The sequence below is a fragment of the Paraburkholderia sp. RL17-380-BIE-A genome, assembly GCF_046028085.1.
Taxonomy (GTDB): domain Bacteria; phylum Pseudomonadota; class Gammaproteobacteria; order Burkholderiales; family Burkholderiaceae; genus Paraburkholderia.
The window spans coordinates 66,899-88,063 of sequence record NZ_JARESQ010000027.1 but is presented as its reverse complement, the minus strand read 5'-3'; the positions used below and the strand labels follow the sequence as shown (position 1 = coordinate 88,063).

Sequence of the window (21,165 nt, the reverse complement as noted above, 5' to 3'; positions counted from 1 at the left end):
GCCAAGCCAAGCCAAGCCAAGCCAAGCCAAGCCAAGCCAAGCCAAGCCAATTGCGAAGCGCGAAGCGCCCGCCAAGCGCCAGGAACTGCCAGCCGGCCGCACCACGAACACCGACCAGGCGCCGACTGAACGCCGACCTAAGCGCCGACCTAAACGCCCACGCCGAACAGCGCCATCGTCCCGAGAATCACGAACATCACCGCCGCGATGCCGTGCACGAGTTTGGTCGGCAGCCGATGCGCGAAACGGTCGCCGAGCAGGATCGCGGGCACGTTGGCGATCATCATGCCGAGCGTGGTGCCCGCCACCACGCCGAAGAAGTCGTGAAAACGCGCGGCGAGGGCCACCGTGGCGATCTGCGTCTTGTCGCCCATTTCCGCGAGAAAGAACGTCACCACGGTCGCGCCGAACACGCCGAAGTGCGTGCGGCTGGTATTGGCCTCGTCGTCGTCGAGCTTGTCCGGAACGAGAATCCACAGCCCCATGCCGATGAACGATACGGCCAGTGCCCAGCGCATGATGGTCGGCGTGAGCAGAGAGCCGAGCCAGGCGCCGAGTGCGCCCGCGCAGGCATGATTGACGAGCGTGGCGACGAGCACGCCGAGAATGATCGGCAGCGGCTTGCGATAGCGTGCCGCGAGGACGAGCGAAAGCAATTGCGTCTTGTCGCCGATCTCGGCGAGCGCGACTGCTCCGGTCGAAATGAGAAAAGCGTGATCCACGTTGTGTCGATTCCCCGGGCCGAGAGATGAACGAGCGACGACCCACGACACGCCGGGCCCTGTTGCGGCGGTGTGTGGATCATCGGTCTCGCCAGGCCAGAGGCTGCGGCTGCCATGGCCGTGCAGGCCAAGTCTGTTGACAGGCGCCCCCGCGAACCACACGTGCGACGCACCCGATGACAGCGGTGCGCACGTGCCGCGAGGCGGCTACTCCCCAATGAGGGACGGAGTATAACAGGCATGGCGCCAGCCGATAATCGACTCCGTCAGCCGCGGACGCCATTGCATCTCCCAAATGGCGGGCTTGAGATAGGGCAGGCGTCGTCGACCGGTTATAAGGTCGGCAGTTGCCGACACGGAAACCTTCCAATCTGAAACATTGTTTAAGAAAGTTAGTTGAAAGTAATGATGTAATTCCGCGAAATGCTTCTGTGCTCGTGTCGACCGCAACCCGTGTCGCGAGCGGCTTTTGCACCTGGCCGCGCAGCCGGAAATCGCGCCGCAGGCGCGCGCAACGGGTTTTTGGCGGGGCGTCGCTCGATAGATACGGATACAGATGGATACGTCTTTTGTGGCTGATTTATCCCAGAATATTCAGTATGATTCGGCGACCTTAGGGCGCCTGAGGCCATCCTCCAGACAAATCGGCGAGGGTGCCTAAATAAACGGGGCCATGTGCCGTTAAATCGCTGAACCCTATATAAGATCAGACGATTGGATCGACCCCGGCTGGAGATTGCCGGTCCGCGCGGCGCGTACACGCTGTGACGGTGCCGTATTCCGTCAGGCGCTTCAGCCTCTCCTCGCTTCTACGCGCGAACACCGATATGCCCGATCTGCACTGGACCGTTCCGGTCGCTCGCTGGTCTAGCTGGCCTGCTGCCGCATCTGCCGCACCCGATATCGGCTTCATCGAGCCGATCGTGCGGCGCCGTCTGAGCACTCTGTCCAGAGTGGCGCTGAAGGTGGCGCACGACTGTGTCGCCCAGAACGCTGCGCGGGTCGTTTTCGCGTCGCGCCACGGCGAACTGCGTCGCACCACGGATATCCTGCGCGCCATCAGCGCGGGCGAGCCGGTGTCGCCTACCGCTTTCAGCCTGTCGGTGCTCAATGCCATGACCGGCGTGTTCGGCATTGCGCGTGGCGACCGGTCGGCGGCGAGCGCGATTTCGGCCGGCGCGGAAACGCTCGGTTACGCGCTGCTGGAAGCGCACGCACAGTACGCCACCCAGCCGGATTCGCCGATGCTGCTGGTCTATGCGGACGAACCGGCCGACCCGGCTTACGGCACGATCGAAGACGAAGTGCCGGGCGGCGCGATCGCGATCCTGCTCGATAGCGAAACGGTGACGGGCGAATTGGCGTGTGTCGTTTCCCGCGCTGATCTGCGGGAATCCCCGCCGGTGAGTCAAACCACCGCGGCCGAGGGCCGAGTGGCCGAGCGGGAATCCGCGCCGGCGAGCGAACCTGCGGCAAGCGAGGGCAACTCGCCGACCGTTTTCGCGACCCAGAGCCAGGCCGTGCAGCACTGTCTGGAAACCGGGCTGCCCGCCGCGTGGCAAGGCGCGGGCGCCACGTGGCATTGGAGTTGGCATGATCGCGCGGCTTGATTATTGCTGGCGATTCTGCGCGACCGGCATGGCCTTCGTGGTGTTCGGCGTATGCGGCGTGCTGTTCTCGGTGGTGGTCTTTCCGCTTGCGTGGGTGTGGCCGCACCGTGCATCGCGCCAGTTCGCGGTGACGGGCGTGATTCACTGGTTTTTCCGCGCGCTGGTCGCGGTGTTGCAGCGCATCGGCGTGATGGAACTCGAAGTGTCGGGCGTGCAGGCGTTGCGCGCAGAGGGGCCGGCGATCGTGGTCGCCAACCACCCGACTTATCTCGACGTGATGGTGCTCCTGTCGCTCACGCCGCATGCCTGCTGCGTGGTGAAAAACGCGCATTGGAGCAACCCGTGTTTCTGGGGCATCGTGCGTTCGGCGGAGTACGTCAGCAATGCCGATCCCGCGGAGCTCGTCGAGGCCGGCGCGAAGCAGCTGGCCGCTGGCTATACGATGATCATTTTTCCGGAAGGCACGCGTAGCCCCGGGCCGAACCGGTTGCATGCCTTTTCGCGCGGTTTCGCGCATATGGCGCTGAAAGTCGGCGCTCCCATCGTTCCGGTGCTGATGGATTGCGACCCGCCCGCATTCACCAAGCAGATGCGCTGGTACGACGTGCCGGCACGCGCGTTCAGAATGCGCGTGAACGTGCTCGAGCCGCTCGGCGTCGATCAGCTCGCGGCCCATGACACTCCACCGGCTCTCGCGGCGCGCAGCGTGACGAGCGCCGTCGAAGCACACATTACTCAGCACCTGTTCGATTATGGATTCTTTAAAACTGGAAATTAAACAGCTTCTGATCGAAGCGCTCGATCTGGAAGACCTGAGCCCGGCCGATATCGACGACGATGCACCGTTGTTCGATACCGACGGCATCGGTCTCGATTCGATCGACGCGCTCGAAATCGGCATCGTGCTGCGCAAACAATACCAACTGACCATCGCAGCGAACGACGAACGCACGCGCGAACACTTCCGCTCGATCAGCACGCTGGCCGCGCTGGTGGCGAGCCAACGCGAAGCGACGCACGCTGTGAACGAAACAACCAGAAAGGGGGAGTAAATCGTGTCCGAGGCAGAGATTCTGGAGCGCATCCGCGCTATCTTCAAAGAGAACTTCGCGATCGAGCCCGAGCGTGTCACGCCCGAAGCGCATCTGTTCGAGGACCTCGATCTCGACAGCATCGACGCTGTCGACCTCGCGATCAAACTGCAGGAAATGACCGGACGCCGCATCAAGCCGGAAGAGTTCAAGTCGGTGCGCACCGTCGGCGACGTGATCGGCGCGGTCGAGTCCCTGCTCGCGGCACAAGGCTGATGTCCGTCGCGCGCTCGCGAACGCAAGCGGCGGCGCGGCGGGCCGACGAAGCCTCGCCCGGCGCCGGGCGCCACTTCGGCAAAACCGTCGTGCAGGTGCTGTTGAAGCTCGCGTACCCCGCGCTGATCCTGTGCGCGTGGCGCTGGGACACGCCGCGCTACGTCGGCTGCATGCTGTTTGCGATTCTCTGGCTGCAGCGCTGGGCCGGTAGCGGCCCGGTCGCGACTTCGCTGCGGCGGCTCTCCACGATCGACTGGAGCGTGGTCGGTCTGCTGAGCTGTGCGTCGGCGGCGATCGTGCTGACCAATAGCGAATTGCTGTTGCGTCTGTATCCGTCGCTCGTCAATCTGGGCCTGTTGATCGCGTTTGGCGCGACGCTCGTGCGCGGGCCGTCCATGATCGAAAAATTCGCGCGCCTCGGCAACCCGGATCTGTCGCCGGGCGCGGTGCGCCATACGCGGCGCGTGACGCAGGTGTGGTGTGCGTTCTTCGTGCTGAACGGCGTGTTTTCCGCTTATACCGCGTTGTATTGGAGCCGTGCCAACTGGTCGCTGTATAACGGCGCGATTGCGTATGGGTTGATCGGCGTGCTGCTGGTGGCCGAGGTGATCTGGCGTTACCTGGTCGTGCTGCCGCGTGCCGCGCGTTCGGAGGCGGCATGATCGCGTTGCATGATCTGTTGTCGGTGGTTCATGAGAGCGCCGCGTTGCAGGAGCCCGTATGCCGCGATGGCGCCAGGGTGCTCGACCGCGCGGCGTTTCGCGCGCGCGTCGCCGTGTTGATCGCGCTCGTGCAAACGCAGGGCGCGCAACGCTACGCACTCTGTATCAACGATCCGTTCGATTTCGCCTGCGCGCTTTTCGCGCTGCTCGCGTGCGGCAAGGAGCCGGTGATTCCGGCCAACTCGACGCCAGGCTATCTCGCCGATCTCGCCGATGCGTACGACGTGGTGCTGACGGACGCGGATTTGCCGCTGTTCGAGCTTTCGGCCGGAGCCAACCCCGGTGTCAACGCCGAAGCTGAAGTCGACACCGACCTCGATACGTTGGCCCGCGTCAATGCAGCCGCGGCGGAGCACGCCGGAGTCGCCACTGACACCGGCATTGGAAGCGACGAGGCCGCCTCAGAGCACGCCGGAGCCACCACCGCCACCGGCACTGCAAACGCCCAGGCAGCCTCGGCGCACACGTCTCGCGCCGCTCACACAATCGACCCGCAAGCCCCGCTCACGCTCTACACCTCCGGCAGCAGCGGCCGCCCCAAGCCGATCCGCAAGACGCTCGCGCAATTCAACGCCGAAGTGCACACACTGGAACAGCAGTGGGGCGCGTTGATCGGCGACGCGACGATGCTCGCGAGCGTGCCGCATCACCACATTTATGGTTTGCTGTTTCGCGTGTTGTGGCCGCTTGCCGCCGGCCGCGCGTTCGACCGTGCGATCAGCATCGAGCCGTTGCATCTGCAAACGCAGATCGAGCAATGCGGCGCGGCGGTGATCGTCTCGACACCGGCGCAATTGTCTCGCTGGCCCGCCTTGCCTGGCTTCGCGGACTTGACGCCGGCGCCGCGCGCGGTCTTTTCATCGGGCGGCCCGCTGGCGTTTGAAGCCGCGCAGGAATATGCCGCGGCTTATGGCGCCGCGCCGCGCGAAGTCTACGGCAGCACGGAAACCGGTGGCATAGCGTGGCGGCGCCAGGATCAGACAGATGCCTGGCAACCGCTATCCGGCATCGCAGTGCGCCGCGACGAAGACGGTGCGCTGAACGTCCGCTCACCGCATCTCGATCACGCCGGCTGGCATCGTACCGACGACAGGATCGCCTTCGACGCCGATGGCCGTTTCCGTCTGCAAGGCCGGCTCGACCGCGTGCTCAAGCTCGACGGCAAGCGCGTGTCGTTGCCGGAACTGGAAGCGCGCCTCGCGCTGCATCCGTATGTGGCGCAAGCGGCGATCGTGCCGCTCGCCGGCGCCTCGCGCGAGCGCGTCGGCGCCGTCGTAGCGCTGACGGAAGCGGGCGGTGCGGCGCTGCGCGACGAAGGCCGCGTGGCGCTCGCCAAGATCCTGCGCCGACATCTCGCCGAATACTTCGACGTGGTGGTGCTGCCGCGCCACTGGCGTTTTCGGGTCACGCTGCCGTTCGACGCGCGCGGCAAACTGCCGGTGGCCGCCGTGGCGGCCGCGTTCGAACCGCGTAGCGAAGGCGTCGAGGTGCTGGCCGAAGCGCGCAGCGGCGACACACTGCATTACGAGTTGCGCGTGCCGCCCACGCTCGCGCATTTCGCCGGCCACTTTCCCGGCCTGCCGATTCTGCCCGGCGTCGTTCAGGTCGACTGGGCGGTGCGCCTCGCCGCCGACCACTTGCCGGCCGTGCGGGCGGTGGCGTCGATCGATCGTCTGAAGTTCATGGCGCCGGTTTCTCCAGGCGCGGTGCTCGCGCTCACGCTCGCTCACGACGCGGCCCGCCGGCGCCTGCAGTTTGCATACCGCGCGAACGGTCGCGAATGCGCGTCCGGTGTAATCGTCTACGGGGCGCCGGCGTGATGACCTTCTCCCCATGCATCGTCATTCCGATCTACAACCATAAGGACGCGATCGGCGCGACCGTCGCTCATCTCGCGGTTCACGGCCTGCCGTTTTTCGTCGTCGACGACGGCAGCGACGAGGCTACCCAGCAGGTGCTCGCCGCGCTCGCGCAGCAGTACGCAGGGCAGTTCACGCTGCTGCGGCTGCCGGTCAACGGCGGCAAGGGCGCGGCGGTGATGGCGGGGCTGCGCGCCGCGCGCGAGGCCGGCTACACGCACGCGTTGCAGATCGACGCCGACGGCCAGCACGACGCGACCGACGTGCCCCGTTTCATTGAAGCGGCGCGCGCCGAACCGGGCGCGGTGATTCTCGGCCGGCCAATCTATGACGAGAGCGTGCCGAAAGCGCGTCTCTACGGCCGTTATCTCACGCATGTGTGGGTGTGGATCGAAACGCTTTCGCTGACCATCCGCGATTCGATGTGCGGCTTTCGGCTCTATCCGCTGGCGCTGGCCTGCAATCTGATCGACAGCGTGCGGCTGCCCACGCGCATGGACTTCGACATCGAGATCCTCGTGCGTCTGTACTGGCGGCGCGCCGCGTTCCGTTCGATTCCGACGCGCGTCACCTACGCGAGCGACGGCGTCTCGCATTTCGACGTGCTGTGGGACAACGTGCGCATCAGCCGCAGCCATACGCGGCTCGTGTGCGGCATGCTGTGGCGTCTGCCGGTGCTGCTCGCGCACAAGGTGATGCCGCGTCGCGCGGCACTCGCGGGTGAGCAGTGCAAAGAAAATGACCAGGACTGGTGGCGTATCGCCGAACGCGGCAGCCATCTGGGCATGTCGTTGCTCGCGCTCAGTTGCAAGCTCTTCGGCCGACGTTTCACCGCGCTCTGGCTGCACCCGATCGTCGCGTATTTTCTGCTGACGGGCCGCGCCGCGCGCGAGGCCTCCAGCAACTACTTCAGGCATCTCGGCAAGACCGCGCCGCAGGGCGACACGCCGCGTCCCGGCTGGTTGTCCGCGTACCGCCATATGCTGGCGTTCGCGCAATCGGGCTTCGACAAGCTCGCCGCGTGGTCGGGCCGCGTCAACAATGCAGACGTCAAGTTCGAAGATCCTTCGGCGTTCGAAGCATTGGTGAAGAGCGGCAAGGGCGCGCTCGTGATCGGCGCGCATCTCGGCAATCTGGAGATGACCCGCGCGCTCGCCGCGCAGGGCGCATATGCGAAGGTCACGGCGGTCGTCTATACGGAGCACGCGCGCCGTTTCAATAGCGTGCTGGCCTCGGCCAATAGCGAGTTCGCGAAACATCTGCTCGAAGTCAGCGACTTCGGGCCCGAGACCGCGATGATGATGCAGGAGCGCGTCGACGCCGGCGAATTGCTGGTGATCGTCGGCGACCGCGTGCCCGCGCACGAAGCGGGGCGCACGACGGAGGCGCAATTTCTCGGCTCGACCGCGCCGTTCGCGCAAGGGCCCTATGTGCTCGCGCATGCGTTGGGTTGCCCGGTCTATCTGTTCTTCTGTCTGAAAGAGCACGACGGTTACCGCCTGTATTTCGAACCGTTCGCCGAGCGTATCGAGCTGCCGCGCCGCGAACGCGCGCAGCATCTCGCCGCGTGGGCGCAGCGCTATGCCGTGCGGCTCGAACATTATTGCCGCAAGGCACCTTATCAATGGTTCAACTTCTTCGATTTCTGGGCCAGCCCCAAGCGAGGCGCAAATGGCCGAACATGATCTGATCGATGTGCCGAATGCGGGCGCCAACGTGAACAAGGCGGCGGTCGTCATAGGCGGTCGCAAGCTGACGATCGAAGAGGTCGTCGCGATCGCGCAGCATCGCACGCCGGTTGTGTTGAGCGCCGATCCGGCGTGGCGCGCGCGCATCCAGCGCGGCGCGGATTTTCTGCGCCGGCATCTCGCCGCGGGCGCGACCGTGTACGGCGTGAACACCGGTTACGGCGACGCCTGCGTGGTCGACGTGCCGATGGAGCTGGTCGAAGCGTTGCCGCTGCAACTCACGCGTTATCACGGCTGCGGGATGGGCCAGTATCTCGACGACGCGCAAACGCTCGCGGTGATCGCCGCGCGGCTCAACTCGCTTGCTTATGGTTTTTCCGGCGTGCGTCCGGTGTTGCTCGAACGTCTGGCCGATCTGGTCAATCATCGTGTGTTGCCGCGCATTCCGTCGGAAGGCTCGGTCGGCGCGAGCGGCGATCTCACGCCGCTCTCGTATTTGGCCGCCGCGCTCGCGGGCGAACGCGACGTGATGTTCGAAGGGCAGTTGCGCAATGTGCGCGAGGTGTGGAGCGAACTCGGCCACACGCCGCTCACGCTCGCGCCAAAAGAAGGGCTCGCGCTGATGAACGGCACCGCCGTGATGACCGGTCTCGCCTGTCTCGCGTTTGCGCGCGCCGATCATCTCACGCGGCTGACCGCGCGGCTGACGGCGCTCTGCACGGTCGCGCTCGACGGCCGTGCCGCGCATTTCGACGCGATGCTCTTCGAAGTGAAGCCGCACGCCGGCCAGGCCGAAGCGGCGGCATGGATCCGCGACGATCTGTCCGGGCGCGACGACACGCCGGGTCACCGTCTGCAGGACCGCTATTCGATTCGCTGCGCGCCGCATGTGATCGGCGTGGCGCGCGACGCGCTCTCGTGGGTGCGCCGCGATGTCGAGAACGAACTGAACAGCGCGAACGACAACCCGCTGATCGACCCGGACAATGAACGCGTGCTGCACGGCGGCAACTTCTACGGCGGCCATATTGCGTTCGCGATGGATTCGCTGAAGGTTGCGGTCGCCAATCTTGCCGATCTGATGGACCGGCAACTCGCGCTCCTCGTCGACGTCAATTTCAATAACGGCTTGCCGCGCAATCTGTCGGGCGCCACGTCCGCGCGCGCCCCGATCAATCACGGGTTCAAGGCGGTGCAGATTTCGTCGTCCGCATGGACCGCTGAAGCGTTGAAAAACACTATGCCCGCAAGCGTGTTCTCGCGCTCCACCGAGGCGCACAACCAGGACAAGGTCAGCATGGGCACGATTGCCGCGCGCGATTGTTTGCGCGTGCTGGAGTTGACCGAGCAGGTCGCCGCCGCGCATACGCTCGCAACGGTGCAAGCCGCCCGGCTGCGCTTGAAGATCGACAGCGGAACGCCGGTTCCCTCGCCGCTGCGAACGTTTATGGACAGGGTGAGCGCGCAGTCGCCATTCGTCGACGAAGATCGCGCACTGGAACACGAGCTGCGCGCACTGACCGCGCGCATTGCCGCGTGCGATCTGCTGCAGGACTATCGCGGAGGATCGAACACATGAGCGCTTCCCGCAAAGTGCTGAGCGCGAGCGCGACGGTGGAAGTGCCGTTCCACGACGTCGACGCGATGAACGTGTGCTGGCACGGGCATTATCTGAAGTACTTCGAGATCGGCCGCGCGGCGCTCTTGCGCGCGTTCGACTACGACTATCGCGAGATGCAGGCTTCGGGCTACCTGTGGCCGATCGTGGAAGCGCATCTGAAGTACGTGCGGCCGGCCACCTACGGGCAGCAGATCGAAGTGCGCACGCAACTGCTCGAACACGAAAACCGCCTGAAAATAGGCTATGAAATCGTCGATTGCGCGTCCGGCACGCGGTTGACCAAGGGCTACACGATCCAGGTCGCGGTCGACGCGGCCACGCAGGAGTTGCAGTTCGTCTCGCCGCCGGTCGTATTCGAGAAACTGGAGCGCGTATGGGGACGATGAAATTGCGCGCCGTGCTGGTGGGAGCATTGAGCGCATTGAGCGTGACGGGCGTCCTCAGCATGTTCGCTGTGACCGCATGGACGCAGCCCGCCTTGGCGGCATCGACGACCCAGGCCGCGCCTGCCGCGGGCAACCCCGCACTCGTTTCGCAGATCGCCGCGCACCTCGCGCAAGCCAAGGGCGTGCGCGCGCAATTCACGCAGACGCAAACGCTCGCCGCGATGAAGCAGCCGCTCGTGAGCACCGGCTCGCTGCTATTTTTCCGCGAGCGCGGCGTGATCTGGCAGATCGACAAGCCCTACAAAGCCACCTATGTCATCACCGATGCCGGCGTCGCCGAAGTCGATGCCAACGGCCAGCGCGTCACGACTCACAGCGCACAGGGCACGCGCGGCGTCGCGCAAGTCTCGAAGATGATGCGCGCCATGCTCGGTGGCGATCTGTCGGCGCTCTACTCGCAATTCGACGTAGAGGCTCAAGGCAGCGCCGCGCAGTGGCGCATGCAACTGACGCCGAACCAGCCGCAGATCGCCCAGTCGATCAAAGGTCTGGCGATGAGCGGCGGCGACTATCTGCAGAGCTTGCGCATCACGCTGGCGAACGGCGACATCACCCAGCTCGACTTCGCGAAGAGCGCGGCCGTGAGCGACCTCACCGCGGCTGAACGCGGCTTGCTCGGGGCGCCGTAATGGACATGCTGCAACAGCGGTCCACGAAACAGGCGTGGGGCATGCGCGCCGCGTGGCTGCTGCTCGCGCTCGTCGCGGCGCTGTATTGCGGTTGGCGGTTCGCCGGACCGTCGCCGCTGCAAACCAATCTGCTTGCGCTATTGCCCGCGACCGAGGCCGATCCCGTCGCGGAAAAGGCGGTGGATACGCTCGCGAGCGCGCTCGGCGACCGCACCGTTTTTCTCGTCACCAGCAACAACGACGCGCACGCGAAAGCCGCGGCCAAACAACTGGGCGCGGCACTGCAAAAGAGCGGCGCGTTCGGTTCGGTGACGGCGGAGTTGCCGCCGTTCGATCTGTCGCAGATATCGGCGCTGTATATGCCGTATCGATTCGGCTTGCTGGCGCCGACGGACCGCACGGCATTGGCGGGCGGCGCGACGGGCGCCACGTTGCGCGACACGCTCGCCCAGCGCATCTATAGCCCGCTGCACGGCGGACTGACCACGCCGCTCGCCGACGATCCGTTCGGCTGGCTCGAACACTGGCTCGGTGGCCTGCCGCTCGCCACCTCGAATCTCGAACTCGAAGACAACATGCTGGTCGCGCATCAGGGCGCCGCCACCAGCGTGCTGATCGTCGCGACGCTGCCGGGTTCCGCCTACGAAACGAAGACGCAGCACGCCGTGCTCGCTGCGCTGGTCCAAGGCGAAAGCGCGTTGAAGCCGTCGTTCCCCGACGTCTCGGTGGCGCGGACCGGCGCCGTGTTTTACGCGGAAGCGGCGCGCAGTGCATCGGAACATGAAGTGCATCTGATCGGCATTGCTTCGCTGTGCGGCGTCGCACTCCTGATGATGTGGGTGTTCCGCTCGCCACGTCTGCTGCTGCTCGGCTTCGTCTCGACCGCGCTCGGCATTGTCTGCGCGCTGGCGGTGACGATGCTGGTGTTCGGCAAACTGCATCTGTTGACGCTGGTGTTCGGCACGAGCCTGATTGGTGAGGCCGTCGACTATTCGATCCAGTACTTCGTGGTGTATCTCGGCGCGCAACGCGATTGGGACGCGCGGCGCGGCGCGCGCGCCGTGCGTCCCGCGTTGAGCGTGGCGCTCGCGACAAGCCTGCTCGGCTACGCGATCCTCGCCTGGGTGCCGTTTCCCGCGCTCAAGCAGATTGCCTGTTTCGCGATGGCGGGCATCACGACGGCCTTCGCGTCCGTGCTGTGGTTGCTGCCCGCGCTGCTCACTCGCGCGCCCAGACGCAGCCCCAAGCGCGTGTTCGCGGGCGCGGCGCGTGTGCTGACGGTGTGGCATCGCACGATCGGCGGCAAGCGGGCGTGGTTAGTGGCGGCGCTGCTGCTGTTGCTGGCGATTCCCGGCTGGCTGCGTCTAACCAGCGACGACGATATCCATCTGCTGATCCAGCGCGACCCGGCGCTCGTCGCGCAGGAAGACAAGGTGCGCGCGGCGGTCGGCGTGGATAACAGCGCGCAGTTTTTCGTGGTGCGCGGCGAGACGCCGGAGCTCGTGCTGCAGCGCGCCGAAGCGTTGGGCACGAAACTGGATGCGCTGAACGGCACGGCGAACAAGGTCGGCAGCTATCAGTCGGTCGCGCAATTCGTGCCGTCCGCGAAACGGCAGAGTGAAGACCGCGCGTTGCTCGCGCAACACGTGTTCGACGAGCGCGCCGCACTGCGCGCCACACTCCTGCAAGCAGGCTTCAAGGACGAAGTCGCCGACGCGTGGCTCGCTGCGTATGCGAAACCGCAAGCCCCGCTGACGGTCGATACGTGGCTCGCCGCACCCTGGTCGCAACCGTACAAACACCTTTGGCTCGGCGAAGTCGACTCGTCGACGAAAGCCTATGCCGCTGTTGTCATTCCGCAAGGCGTGACGCCGCAGAACGAACCCGCGCTGATCGCGACGGCGCAGAGCTTGCCCGGCGTTGTGTTCGTCGACAAGGCCGCCAGCGTGTCGAAACTGTTCGGCGCGTATCGCGTGGATAGCGGTTGGTGGCTCGGCGGCGCGCTAGCTCTCGTGCTCGTTCTGTTGATGCTGCGCTACCGCGTGCGCGGCGGCATCGCCGTGACTTTGCCGGTGCTGCTTGCCGTGGGCGTCACGCTCGCCGTATTCGGCTATGCGCGCGTACCGCTCAATCTGTTCAACTGGCTCGCGCTGATGCTCGTGCTCGGCGTGGGCGCAAACTATGCGGTGTTCCTGCGCGAAGGCTGCCAGCGCGCGGACGCCGATCTCGGCGCGGTGTGGACGGGGGTGTTGTTGTCCGCGGCCACCACGCTGTTGTCGTTCGGCATGCTCGGCATGAGCGCGATGCCCGCGCTGAAGAGTTTCGGCGCGACGCTCGCGCTCGGCATCGCGGTCTCGGTGCTGCTCGCGCCGATAGGCATGCCATCGGAATCAAGGAGGGCCGCATGAAGGTGCCATCAGTTTATTTGCACGCGCTCGGCATGATCAACGCGCTCGGCGGCGACCTCGACAGCATCGTGCCGGCGCTCGCCGCCGGTCATTCGCCGGGTATGGCGAATGCGCATACGGGAATCGGCGAGGCGTTCGTCGGTAGCGTGTTCACGCCGCTGGAGATGGCGCCGCGCGCCGAACTCGCCCGCTACGACTGCCGCAATAACCGCCTGCTGCTCGCCGCGCTGGCGCAGATCGCACCGGCCATCGACGCGGCCCGCGAGCGCTACGGCGCGCACCGCGTCGGCGTGGTGCTCGGCACCAGCACGTCGGGCATCGAAGCGGCCGAGGCCGCGTTCGTCTATCAGGCGCAGGCAGGCGATCTGCCGGCCAACTTCAACTACCGGCAAATGGAGATCGGCACGGCCGCGCCATTCGCCGCCGCCGCGCTCGGCCTGCGAGGTCCGGCGTTCACCATTTCGACCGCGTGCACGTCGAGCGCGAAGGCGTTTGCGTCGGCGCGCCGGCTGTTGCAATTGCACCTGTGCGACGCCGTCGTGGTGGGCGGAGTCGATTCGCTGTGCGAGTTGACGGTGCAGGGTTTCGCCTCGCTTGAATCGACCAGCGCCACGCGCACCAATCCGATGAGCCGCAATCGTTGCGGGATCAATGTCGGCGAAGGCGCGGCGGTGTTCCTCATGAGCCGCGATGAAGCGGCAGTGCGCCTCGCGGGCGTGGGCGAATCGAGCGACGCGCATCACATTTCCTCCCCGGACCCGCAGGGCGTGGGCGGCGAGATCGCGCTGCGCGCGGCGCTTGCCGAGGCGGGCGTCGAAGCGTCGGCGATCGGCTACGTGAATCTGCATGCCACTGCCACGCGCAAGAACGACGAGATGGAAGCCAACCTGATGTCGCGCGTTTTTCCCGGCGGCGTGGCGACGAGCGGCACCAAGCCGTTGACCGGCCACCAACTCGGCGCGGCGGGCGCCACCGAACTCGGCTTCGCGTGGCTGACGCTGGCGCGTGAGAACGTGGCGTTGCCGCGGCATCTGTGGGATGGCGAAGCCGATCCGTTATTACCGGTGCTGGATCTGGTCGAGAGCGAACGTTTCCTGCCGCGAAGCGGCGCGCAATTCGTAATGAGCAATTCATTCGCTTTCGGCGGCAGCAACGTCAGCCTCGTTCTTGCCCGATGAGTTGCCCGATGAGTCACGCGATGAATCCGCCGCCCACCGTTGACGAACTGCTCCAGCAGCCGATCGAAGCGATCATCCCGCATCGCGGCACCATGTTGCTGATCGACGCCGTGGACACGTTCAGCGCAGAAACGCTGAGCGCGCGCGCCACGGTCCGCGCCGACGCGTGGTATGCCGATGCCGACGGCGCGATGCCCGCGTGGATCGGCATCGAACTGATGGCGCAGGCGATCGCCGCGCACGTCGCATTGCTGGCCATGCGCGGCGGCGGCCGAGCGCGTCCCGGTGTACTGCTCGGCTCGCGCAGCTACAAGGCATTGCAACCGTCGTTCGCCGCCGGCGCGCACCTGTCGATCCACGTCACGGAACTGCTGCGCAGCGAAGAAGGCCACGGCGCATACGAATGCACGATCCGCCACGGCGACATGGATTGCGCCGAAGCGGTCATCAAGGTTTTTCAACCGCCCGATTTTCAGTCATTCATTGAAGGGAGTTTCAGTTCATGAGCCGGCGTGTTCTCGTTACCGGCGCAAGCCGCGGCATTGGCCGCGCGATTGCGTACAAGTTGGCCGCCGACGGCTTCGCGGTCTCCGTGCATTGCCGCACGGGACGCACCGAAGCCGACGCGGTTGCGACGGGCATCGCCGCGCAGGGCGGCACGGCGCGCGTGCTGCAATTCGACGTGCGCGAGCGCGCCGTATGCCGCGAAGTGCTTGAAGCGGACGTCGCGGCACATGGCCCTTACTACGGCATCGTGTGCAGCGCGGGCGCGACCCGCGATGCCGCGTTCCCCGCGCTCACGGAAGAAGACTGGGACATCGTGATCGAAACCGGTCTCGATTCGTTCTATAACGTCGTCCATCCGTTGACCATGCCGATGGTGCGGGCCCGCAAGGGCGGCCGCATCGTCACGATCGCTTCGGTGTCCGGCGTGATGGGCAATCGCGGCCAGGTCAACTACAGCGCGGCGAAAGCCGGCTTGATCGGCGCGACCAAGGCGCTCGCCGTCGAACTGGCGTCGCGCAGCATCACCGTCAATTGCGTCGCGCCGGGTCTGATCGAAACCGGCATGCTCGACGACATGCCGCTCGAACAGGCGTTGAAGACGGTGCCGATGAACCGCGTCGGCCAGCCTGCCGAGGTGGCGTCCGTGGTCAGCTTCCTGATGTCGGATGCGGCCTCGTATGTCACGCGCCAGGTGATCGGCGTCAACGGCGGGATGATCTGATGAAGCGCGTCGTCATTACCGGCATGGGCGGCGTCACGGCGTTGGGCGATAGCTGGGACGTCATCGAAACGCGTTTGAGGAGCGGCGTGAACGCCGTGCGGCGCATGCCCGAGTGGGATTACTTCGAGTCGCTGCATACGCGTCTCGCGTGCCCGCTGCCGGACTTTACGACGCCCGCGCACTATCCGCGCAAGAAGACCCGCTCGATGGGCCCGGTCTCGATGTACTCGGTGCGCGCGAGCGAACTGGCGCTCGCCGACGCCGGCCTCGCCGACAATGCGCTCATCGGTGACGGCCGCATGGGTGTGGCCTATGGTTCGTCGTCGGGCTCGGTGCAGCCGATCCGCGCGTTCGGCACGATGCTCGAAACCGGCTCGATGGGCGACGTCACGTCGAACAGCTACGTGCAGATGATGCCGCACACCACCGCGGTCAATGTCAGCCTGTTCTGGGATCTGAAGGGGCGAATCATTCCGACCTCATGCGCGTGCGCGTCGGGCAGCCAGGCCATCGGCTACGCGTATGAAGCGATCCAGACCGGCAAGCAGACGCTGATGCTGGCGGGCGGCGCGGAGGAACTGTCGGGCCCGGCGGTCGCCGTGTTCGACACGCTATACGCCACCAGCACGCGCAACGACGAGCCGCATCTCACGCCGCGTCCGTTCGACGCCGCGCGCGACGGCCTCGTGGTCGGCGAAGGCGCGGCCACACTGGTGCTCGAAGAATACGAGCATGCGGTGGCGCGTGGGGCGCGCATTCACGCGGAGATTGTCGGCTTCGGCTGCAACTCGGACGGCGCGCATATGACGCAGCCCACCGCCGAAACCATGGCGCTCGCGATGCAACTCGCGCTCAAGGACGTCCAACTGCCGCCGGAAGCGATCGCGTACGTGAATGCGCATGGCACCTCGACGGATCGCGGCGATATCGCCGAAAGCCATGCGACCGCGCAGACCTTCGGCGCGCGCATGCCGATCAGTTCGCTCAAGAGCTATGTCGGCCACACGCTCGGCGCGTGCGGCGCGCTCGAAGCGTGGTGGACCATCGAGATGATGAAGCGCAACTGGTATGCGCCGACCTTGAATCTGACGAACGTCGATCCGGCGTGTGCACCGCTGGATTACATCGTCGGCACGGGTCGGGAGATCGATGCCGAGCATGTGATGAGCAACAATTTCGCATTCGGCGGCATCAACACGTCGCTGATTTTCAGGCGCGTTCGATGAGCGTGGCGCTGCAACGCGTGGTCGTGACCGGCATGGGGATCGTGTCGTGTCTCGGCAATACGCTCGACGAGGTGTCCGCTGCGCTGCGCGCGGGTCGCTCGCGTATCGGGCGGATCGACGCCTGGCGTGAACGTGGTTTTGCCTCGCAGGTGGCGGGCGTGGCGTCGGTTGCGCGCGAGCCCCTGTTCGAGCGCAAGCTCGAACGCTTCATGGGCGACACCGCGCGGTTCGCCTGCCATGCCGCGCGCAAAGCGATCAGCGACGCCGGGCTCGATGCCGCGGCATTGCGCTCGCCGCGCGCCGGCGCGGTGATTGGTTCGGGCGTCGGCACGATGTCCAGTTACGACGCGGCCGTGGCGATCGCGCAAGCTCGCGGCGTCGACAAGGTGCCACCGTACACCGTGCCGCATGTTATGAGCAGCACCGCGTCGGCCAATGTCGCGCAGGTGTTCGGGCTCGAAGGGGTCAGCTATTCGCCGTCGTCGGCGTGCACAACGTCGGCGCTCGCGATCGGCCAGGCGATGCAACTGATTCAGACCGGCCGCCAGCAGATCGTACTGGCCGGCGGCAGCGAGTCGCTGCACGACAACACGACGTTGATGTTCGACGCAATGGGCGCGCTGTCGCGCCGCTTCAACGACACGCCCCAGCGCGCGTCACGTCCCTATGACACGGAGCGCGACGGTTTCGTGATCGCCTCGGGCGGCGGCGTGCTGGTGCTCGAAGCACTCGATCACGCACTAGCACGCGGCGCGTGCATCTACGCGGAACTCACCGGATTCGGCGACTGCACGGATAGCACCGGCATGGTCGCGCCGCGCGCGGCGGGTATCGCCCGCGCCATGCGCGGCGCGCTGAACGAAGCGGGCAAGCGGCCCGACTACGTCAACACGCACGCACCGTCTACTCCGCTTGGCGACCTCGAGGAGCTGCGCGCGTTGAACGAGGTGTTCGGCGCGGCGTTCGAGCGTGGCGTGCCGGCGTTTTCGTCGACGAAGGGCATGACCGGGCATCCGCTCGGCGCGAGCGGCGCCCACGAGGCGATCTACACGCTGCTGATGATGCGCGATGGCTTTATCGCGGGCACGGCGGGAATCGACACGCCGGAGCCGGCAGTCGTCGACATGCCGCTCGTGCGTGCGACGCGCGAAGCGCGCATCGGCACGGCGATGTCGGTTTCATTCGGGTTCGGCGGCAGTTGCGCGAGCTTGATGTTCGAAGCATGGCAGGGCGGCTGAGACGGCCGCGACTTTAAAAAAACGAGGGCAAGAAAAATGAAAAGAACAGCTGTATTGGGTGCGCTGGCAGTGGTGATGTTGACGCAGGCGGGATGCGCCACGCAAGTGAAGTCGCTGCCGCTCGCGGCGGCCGGCGGTGAATCGCGCGGCAACGTGCCGGTGTATTTCGGCCAGCAGCCTCACCCGGCGGTCAGGACGCAATTGGGCGACGTGTCGTACTCGGTGCGGATCGCGCGCAAGGTCGCCGGTCCCGACGACGCCTGCCATGAAGCGCTAGCCGAAGCCGTGCGGAAGCTGCGCGCGGCGGCAAACGAACGCCACGCCAATGCCGTGATCGACGTGTCGACACGCTTCCATAGCAGCGAGAGCAATTCGTCGACCGACTTCACCTGCGGGGTCAGTCCTAGCGCGGCCGCGATTGCGGTGAAGGGGCAACTCGTCGTGCTGGAAGCGAACTGAGCCGGATCCGGATAGAACGCAATAGAACTCACCAGAGCAATAACAAGGACCAAGGAGTCTCAATGAAACGCCATGTGCTGTTTGCTGCATTGTTCGCAGCGGTTGCCACGTTGAGTGCCGCGCCGGCTTTTGCTCGCGACACGGTCAACTACTATCCGCTCGATCAGGCCTTGCAAAGCGAACCCGGCAAGGTGAGCGACGACATCGCGCTGTATTTCGCGGGTCAGCACCATCCGGCCGTCTCGAAGACGATGGGCGAGTTCGCCACCAACAAGAAGACCAACGCGTTCGGCAAGAGCGACTTGCAAGCGTGCCAGCACGTTTTCCTCTCGGCGGTGATCGAATTGCAGGAACGCGCGCGCAAGGAAGGCGGCAACGCGGTGATCAACATCAAGAGCAATTACAAGAACGAATTGCGTGAGAGCGCGACCGAGTACACCTGCGGCGCGGGCGCGGTGATCGCCGGCGTGGCGTTGACGGGTGAGGTGGTGACGTTGCGCAAGTAAGCGCGGATCCGTGCGCATCAGCACGAACTCGTGCGAGAGGTAGCGAGAAAAAGCGGGAAGGCGGCGCAGTTGCTGCCGCTCCGCGCTGTTTTAAAGCACCGGGCTCGTGCCTTGCTGCATGACTGCCGGGTGCGTTGTAAGGCTTAGCCGGCTTTGATCGCCGCGACATTGACCAGCGTTTCACGACGCTTGCCGGGTTGCGGACGATACAGGCCGAGCCGTTCGAGTAGACCGAAGTCTTTCGCGCGGCTCCACCAGAGATAGGGCAGCGAGACGTTACGCTCGCTAAAGTTGAAGCCGCCGCGGCGGATCATGTCGAGGTAACCGTCAGCGCTTTTTTGCACCTGCATGGGATGACGGAACAGTAGCCGGATCACCCACGATTTGATGTACGCATCCGTGGATTCGGCGAACAGCAGAATGCCGCCGGGTTTGAGCACACGGCGGAACTCGGCGAGCGCGCGCTCCTGCTCGACGAGATGATGGAAAGTCTGATGGCAGAACACGATATCGGCGCTCGCGTCGGGCAACGGCAGCTTCGCGCAGTCGCCATGCAGCAGTTCGATATTGGCCAGTTTGTCGCGGCAGGCGCGGGCCGCGTGCGCGGCGAGCGTCAACGAAGGCTCGTGGAAGTCGATGCCCACGATGCGGCGCGGCGCGAACGCGTCGGCGAGCAGACGGAAGGACAGACCCTGGCCGCAACCGGCGTCGACGATTACCGGCGTCTCGGGCGAGGGCGTGTCGATGAGACGTTTGAGGTCGTTGATCGCGACCCGCAGTACATGGTGTTCCCAGGTGTAGGTACGCAGGAACCAGTTCCCGAAAGCCGTTTCCGGCACGTAAGGGACACGGGATGATTCAGATGGCGACACGCTGGGCTCCCCGGCGAAATAGTGTTTTTGTTGTCAGAGTGTAATTGCAACGAGATGTAAGGATGCAGCGAATCGCTGCTCCGGGCAAGCCAAACGATTGAGGCAAATTTGAGTACACATTCGTCAAAGCGTACGACGGTCGATGTCGTGATCATCGGTGCCGGACCGGCAGGCGCGGTCGCGGCGGCGTTGCTGCGCAAGGCCGGGCGCTCCGTGCTGGTGCTGGAGCGCCAGCACTTTCCGCGCTTCTCCATTGGCGAGAGCCTGCTGCCGCAAAGCATGGCTTACCTCGAAGAGGCCGGCATGCTGCAGGCCGTGGTCGAAGCCGGCTTCCAGTACAAGAACGGCGCGCATTTCGTGTATCGCGATCAGTCGTCGGCGTTCGACTTCCGCGACAAGCACTCGCCGGGCTGGGGCACCACCTATCAGGTCGAACGCGCGGTGTTCGATGACATTCTGATTCGCTGCGCGGCAGAGCAGGCCGCCGACGTGCGCTTTGGGCATACGGTGCGCGCGGTTCACACCGGCGCCACGCCGTTGGTCGATGTGGTCGATGAAGCGGATTACGCGTATCAGGTCGAAGCGCGTTTCGTGTTCGACGCGAGCGGCTTCGGCCGCGTGTTGCCGCGTTTGCTGAACCTCGAAGCGCCGACTCGGATGCCGACGCGCGCCGCGATTTTCACGCATGTGCAGGACGGCATTCCGGCCGGCGTGACCGACCGCAACAAGATCTGCGTGGCGACGCATCCGGAGCGCCGCGACGTGTGGTTCTGGATGATTCCCTTGGCGGGTGGGCGCTCGTCGGTAGGTTGTGTCGCCGAGGCGAGTTTTCTCGACGTGCCGGATGCCGAACGCGACGCGAAGTTGCGCGAGTTGATCCAGCAGGAGCCGACGCTAAACCGCCTGATCGGCAACGCGCCGTTTTTGATGCCGGTGCGTCACATCGGCGGCTATGCAGCGAACGTGGAGCGTCTGCACGGGCCGGGTTACGCGCTGCTCGGCAACGCGGGCGAGTTTCTCGATCCGGTGTTTTCGTCCGGTGTGACGATCGCGCTGCGCTCGGCGCATCTTGCTGTTCAGACCTTGAACCGGCAACTGGACGGCGAACAGATCGACTGGTCGGCTGCTTATGACGTGCCGTTGCGCAAGGGCATCGATACGTTCCGCGCTTTCGTCGAGCGCTGGTACACGGGCGCGCTGCAGGACATCATTTTCTATCCGGAGCAGACGCCGTCGATTCGCCGCATGATCAGCGCGGTGCTGGCGGGTTACGCGTGGGACGAATCGAATCCGTATGTCGCCGATCCGGTGCGGCGGCTGAACGCGCTGCATGAGGTGTGCATGCAGCGTTGATTTGGCTGCGCGATCCGGCGCGGGCTTCACGGCGGGCATGAATGAAAACGGCGCTTCGTTATCGAAGCGCCGTTTCTTTATTCAACCGCGTGA

21 protein-coding genes and 1 riboswitch are annotated in these 21,165 nt (G+C 65.4%); of the genes, 19 read left to right on the top strand and 2 right to left on the bottom strand.

The window, feature by feature from the left end:
* Window positions 1–149 precede the first annotated feature (149 nt).
* Entirely contained in the window at window positions 150–722 is a 573-nt protein-coding gene (locus P0D68_RS32950) for a TMEM165/GDT1 family protein (protein ID WP_091799897.1), read from the bottom strand.
* An 11-nt stretch (window positions 723–733) separates the two neighbouring features.
* Window positions 734–950: riboswitch (yybP-ykoY riboswitch) on the bottom strand.
* Between the two features lie 599 nt (window positions 951–1,549).
* On the opposite strand from P0D68_RS32950, the gene P0D68_RS32945 reads away from it, so the two are divergent.
* The 18 genes from P0D68_RS32945 to P0D68_RS32860 all read left to right on the top strand — a co-directional run bounded on the left by P0D68_RS32945 (window position 1,550) and on the right by P0D68_RS32860 (window position 18,847).
* Entirely contained in the window at window positions 1,550–2,332 is a 783-nt protein-coding gene (locus P0D68_RS32945) for a beta-ketoacyl synthase chain length factor (RefSeq protein ID WP_408296333.1), read from the top strand.
* Window positions 2,316–3,110, top strand: coding sequence for a lysophospholipid acyltransferase family protein (locus P0D68_RS32940; protein ID WP_408296336.1), 795 nt, complete (start codon window positions 2,316–2,318; stop codon window positions 3,108–3,110). Before P0D68_RS32945 ends, P0D68_RS32940 begins: the two co-directional genes overlap by 17 nt.
* Window positions 3,085–3,384 (top strand): phosphopantetheine-binding protein, encoded by a 300-nt coding sequence (locus tag P0D68_RS32935; protein ID WP_091799903.1) that lies wholly within the window; start codon window positions 3,085–3,087, stop codon window positions 3,382–3,384. Before P0D68_RS32940 ends, P0D68_RS32935 begins: the two co-directional genes overlap by 26 nt.
* Window positions 3,385–3,387: 3 nt before the next feature.
* The gene (locus P0D68_RS32930; protein WP_007180827.1) at window positions 3,388–3,639 is read left to right on the top strand and encodes an acyl carrier protein; all 252 of its coding nucleotides are present in this window, start codon (window positions 3,388–3,390) and stop codon (window positions 3,637–3,639) included.
* Window positions 3,639–4,301, top strand: coding sequence for a COG4648 family protein (locus tag P0D68_RS32925; protein WP_408296339.1), 663 nt, complete (start codon window positions 3,639–3,641; stop codon window positions 4,299–4,301). Before P0D68_RS32930 ends, P0D68_RS32925 begins: the two co-directional genes overlap by 1 nt.
* Window positions 4,298–6,181 (top strand): ApeI family dehydratase, encoded by a 1,884-nt coding sequence (locus P0D68_RS32920; protein WP_408296342.1) that lies wholly within the window; start codon window positions 4,298–4,300, stop codon window positions 6,179–6,181. The genes P0D68_RS32925 and P0D68_RS32920 overlap by 4 nt, the downstream gene beginning before the upstream one ends.
* On the top strand, window positions 6,181–7,905 hold the full coding sequence (locus P0D68_RS32915; RefSeq protein WP_408296345.1) for a glycosyltransferase family 2 protein: 1,725 nt from the start codon (window positions 6,181–6,183) through the stop codon (window positions 7,903–7,905). The genes P0D68_RS32920 and P0D68_RS32915 overlap by 1 nt, the downstream gene beginning before the upstream one ends.
* Window positions 7,892–9,487 carry an HAL/PAL/TAL family ammonia-lyase gene (locus P0D68_RS32910; protein ID WP_408296348.1) on the top strand — a complete coding sequence of 532 codons (1,596 nt, stop codon included), beginning with the start codon at window positions 7,892–7,894 and terminating at the stop codon, window positions 9,485–9,487. The genes P0D68_RS32915 and P0D68_RS32910 overlap by 14 nt, the downstream gene beginning before the upstream one ends.
* Window positions 9,484–9,915, top strand: a complete 432-nt coding sequence (locus P0D68_RS32905; protein WP_408296351.1) for an acyl-CoA thioesterase — start codon at window positions 9,484–9,486, stop codon at window positions 9,913–9,915. The genes P0D68_RS32910 and P0D68_RS32905 overlap by 4 nt, the downstream gene beginning before the upstream one ends.
* The gene (locus tag P0D68_RS32900) at window positions 9,903–10,604 is read left to right on the top strand and encodes a LolA family protein (RefSeq protein WP_408296354.1); all 702 of its coding nucleotides are present in this window, start codon (window positions 9,903–9,905) and stop codon (window positions 10,602–10,604) included. Before P0D68_RS32905 ends, P0D68_RS32900 begins: the two co-directional genes overlap by 13 nt.
* Window positions 10,604–13,012 carry an MMPL family transporter gene (locus P0D68_RS32895; RefSeq protein ID WP_408296357.1) on the top strand — a complete coding sequence of 803 codons (2,409 nt, stop codon included), beginning with the start codon at window positions 10,604–10,606 and terminating at the stop codon, window positions 13,010–13,012. The genes P0D68_RS32900 and P0D68_RS32895 overlap by 1 nt, the downstream gene beginning before the upstream one ends.
* The gene (locus P0D68_RS32890; protein WP_408296359.1) at window positions 13,009–14,190 is read left to right on the top strand and encodes a beta-ketoacyl-[acyl-carrier-protein] synthase family protein; all 1,182 of its coding nucleotides are present in this window, start codon (window positions 13,009–13,011) and stop codon (window positions 14,188–14,190) included. The genes P0D68_RS32895 and P0D68_RS32890 overlap by 4 nt, the downstream gene beginning before the upstream one ends.
* A 20-nt stretch (window positions 14,191–14,210) precedes the next feature.
* The gene (locus P0D68_RS32885; protein ID WP_091801075.1) at window positions 14,211–14,696 is read left to right on the top strand and encodes a hotdog family protein; all 486 of its coding nucleotides are present in this window, start codon (window positions 14,211–14,213) and stop codon (window positions 14,694–14,696) included.
* Entirely contained in the window at window positions 14,693–15,418 is a 726-nt protein-coding gene (locus tag P0D68_RS32880) for a 3-ketoacyl-ACP reductase FabG2 (RefSeq protein ID WP_408296365.1), read from the top strand. The genes P0D68_RS32885 and P0D68_RS32880 overlap by 4 nt, the downstream gene beginning before the upstream one ends.
* Window positions 15,418–16,644 (top strand): beta-ketoacyl-ACP synthase, encoded by a 1,227-nt coding sequence (locus P0D68_RS32875; RefSeq protein WP_408468807.1) that lies wholly within the window; start codon window positions 15,418–15,420, stop codon window positions 16,642–16,644. Before P0D68_RS32880 ends, P0D68_RS32875 begins: the two co-directional genes overlap by 1 nt.
* Window positions 16,641–17,882, top strand: a complete 1,242-nt coding sequence (locus P0D68_RS32870) for a beta-ketoacyl-[acyl-carrier-protein] synthase family protein (protein ID WP_408296371.1) — start codon at window positions 16,641–16,643, stop codon at window positions 17,880–17,882. The genes P0D68_RS32875 and P0D68_RS32870 overlap by 4 nt, the downstream gene beginning before the upstream one ends.
* 36 nt (window positions 17,883–17,918) lie before the next feature.
* A complete protein-coding gene (locus P0D68_RS32865; protein ID WP_091799937.1) occupies window positions 17,919–18,341 on the top strand; it encodes a signal peptidase in 423 nt (140 codons plus the stop codon).
* Window positions 18,342–18,403: 62 nt separating this feature from the next.
* Window positions 18,404–18,847, top strand: a complete 444-nt coding sequence (locus tag P0D68_RS32860) for an excinuclease ABC subunit A (RefSeq protein WP_408296374.1) — start codon at window positions 18,404–18,406, stop codon at window positions 18,845–18,847.
* Window positions 18,848–18,990: 143 nt separating this feature from the next.
* Here P0D68_RS32860 and P0D68_RS32855 read toward each other — a convergent pair whose 3' ends face one another.
* On the bottom strand, window positions 18,991–19,719 hold the full coding sequence (locus tag P0D68_RS32855; RefSeq protein WP_408296377.1) for a class I SAM-dependent methyltransferase: 729 nt from the start codon (window positions 19,717–19,719) through the stop codon (window positions 18,991–18,993).
* A gap of 108 nt (window positions 19,720–19,827) precedes the next feature.
* Between P0D68_RS32855 and P0D68_RS32850 the strand changes: the two genes are divergently transcribed.
* Window positions 19,828–21,072, top strand: a complete 1,245-nt coding sequence (locus P0D68_RS32850; protein ID WP_408296380.1) for an NAD(P)/FAD-dependent oxidoreductase — start codon at window positions 19,828–19,830, stop codon at window positions 21,070–21,072.
* Window positions 21,073–21,165 lie beyond the last annotated feature (93 nt).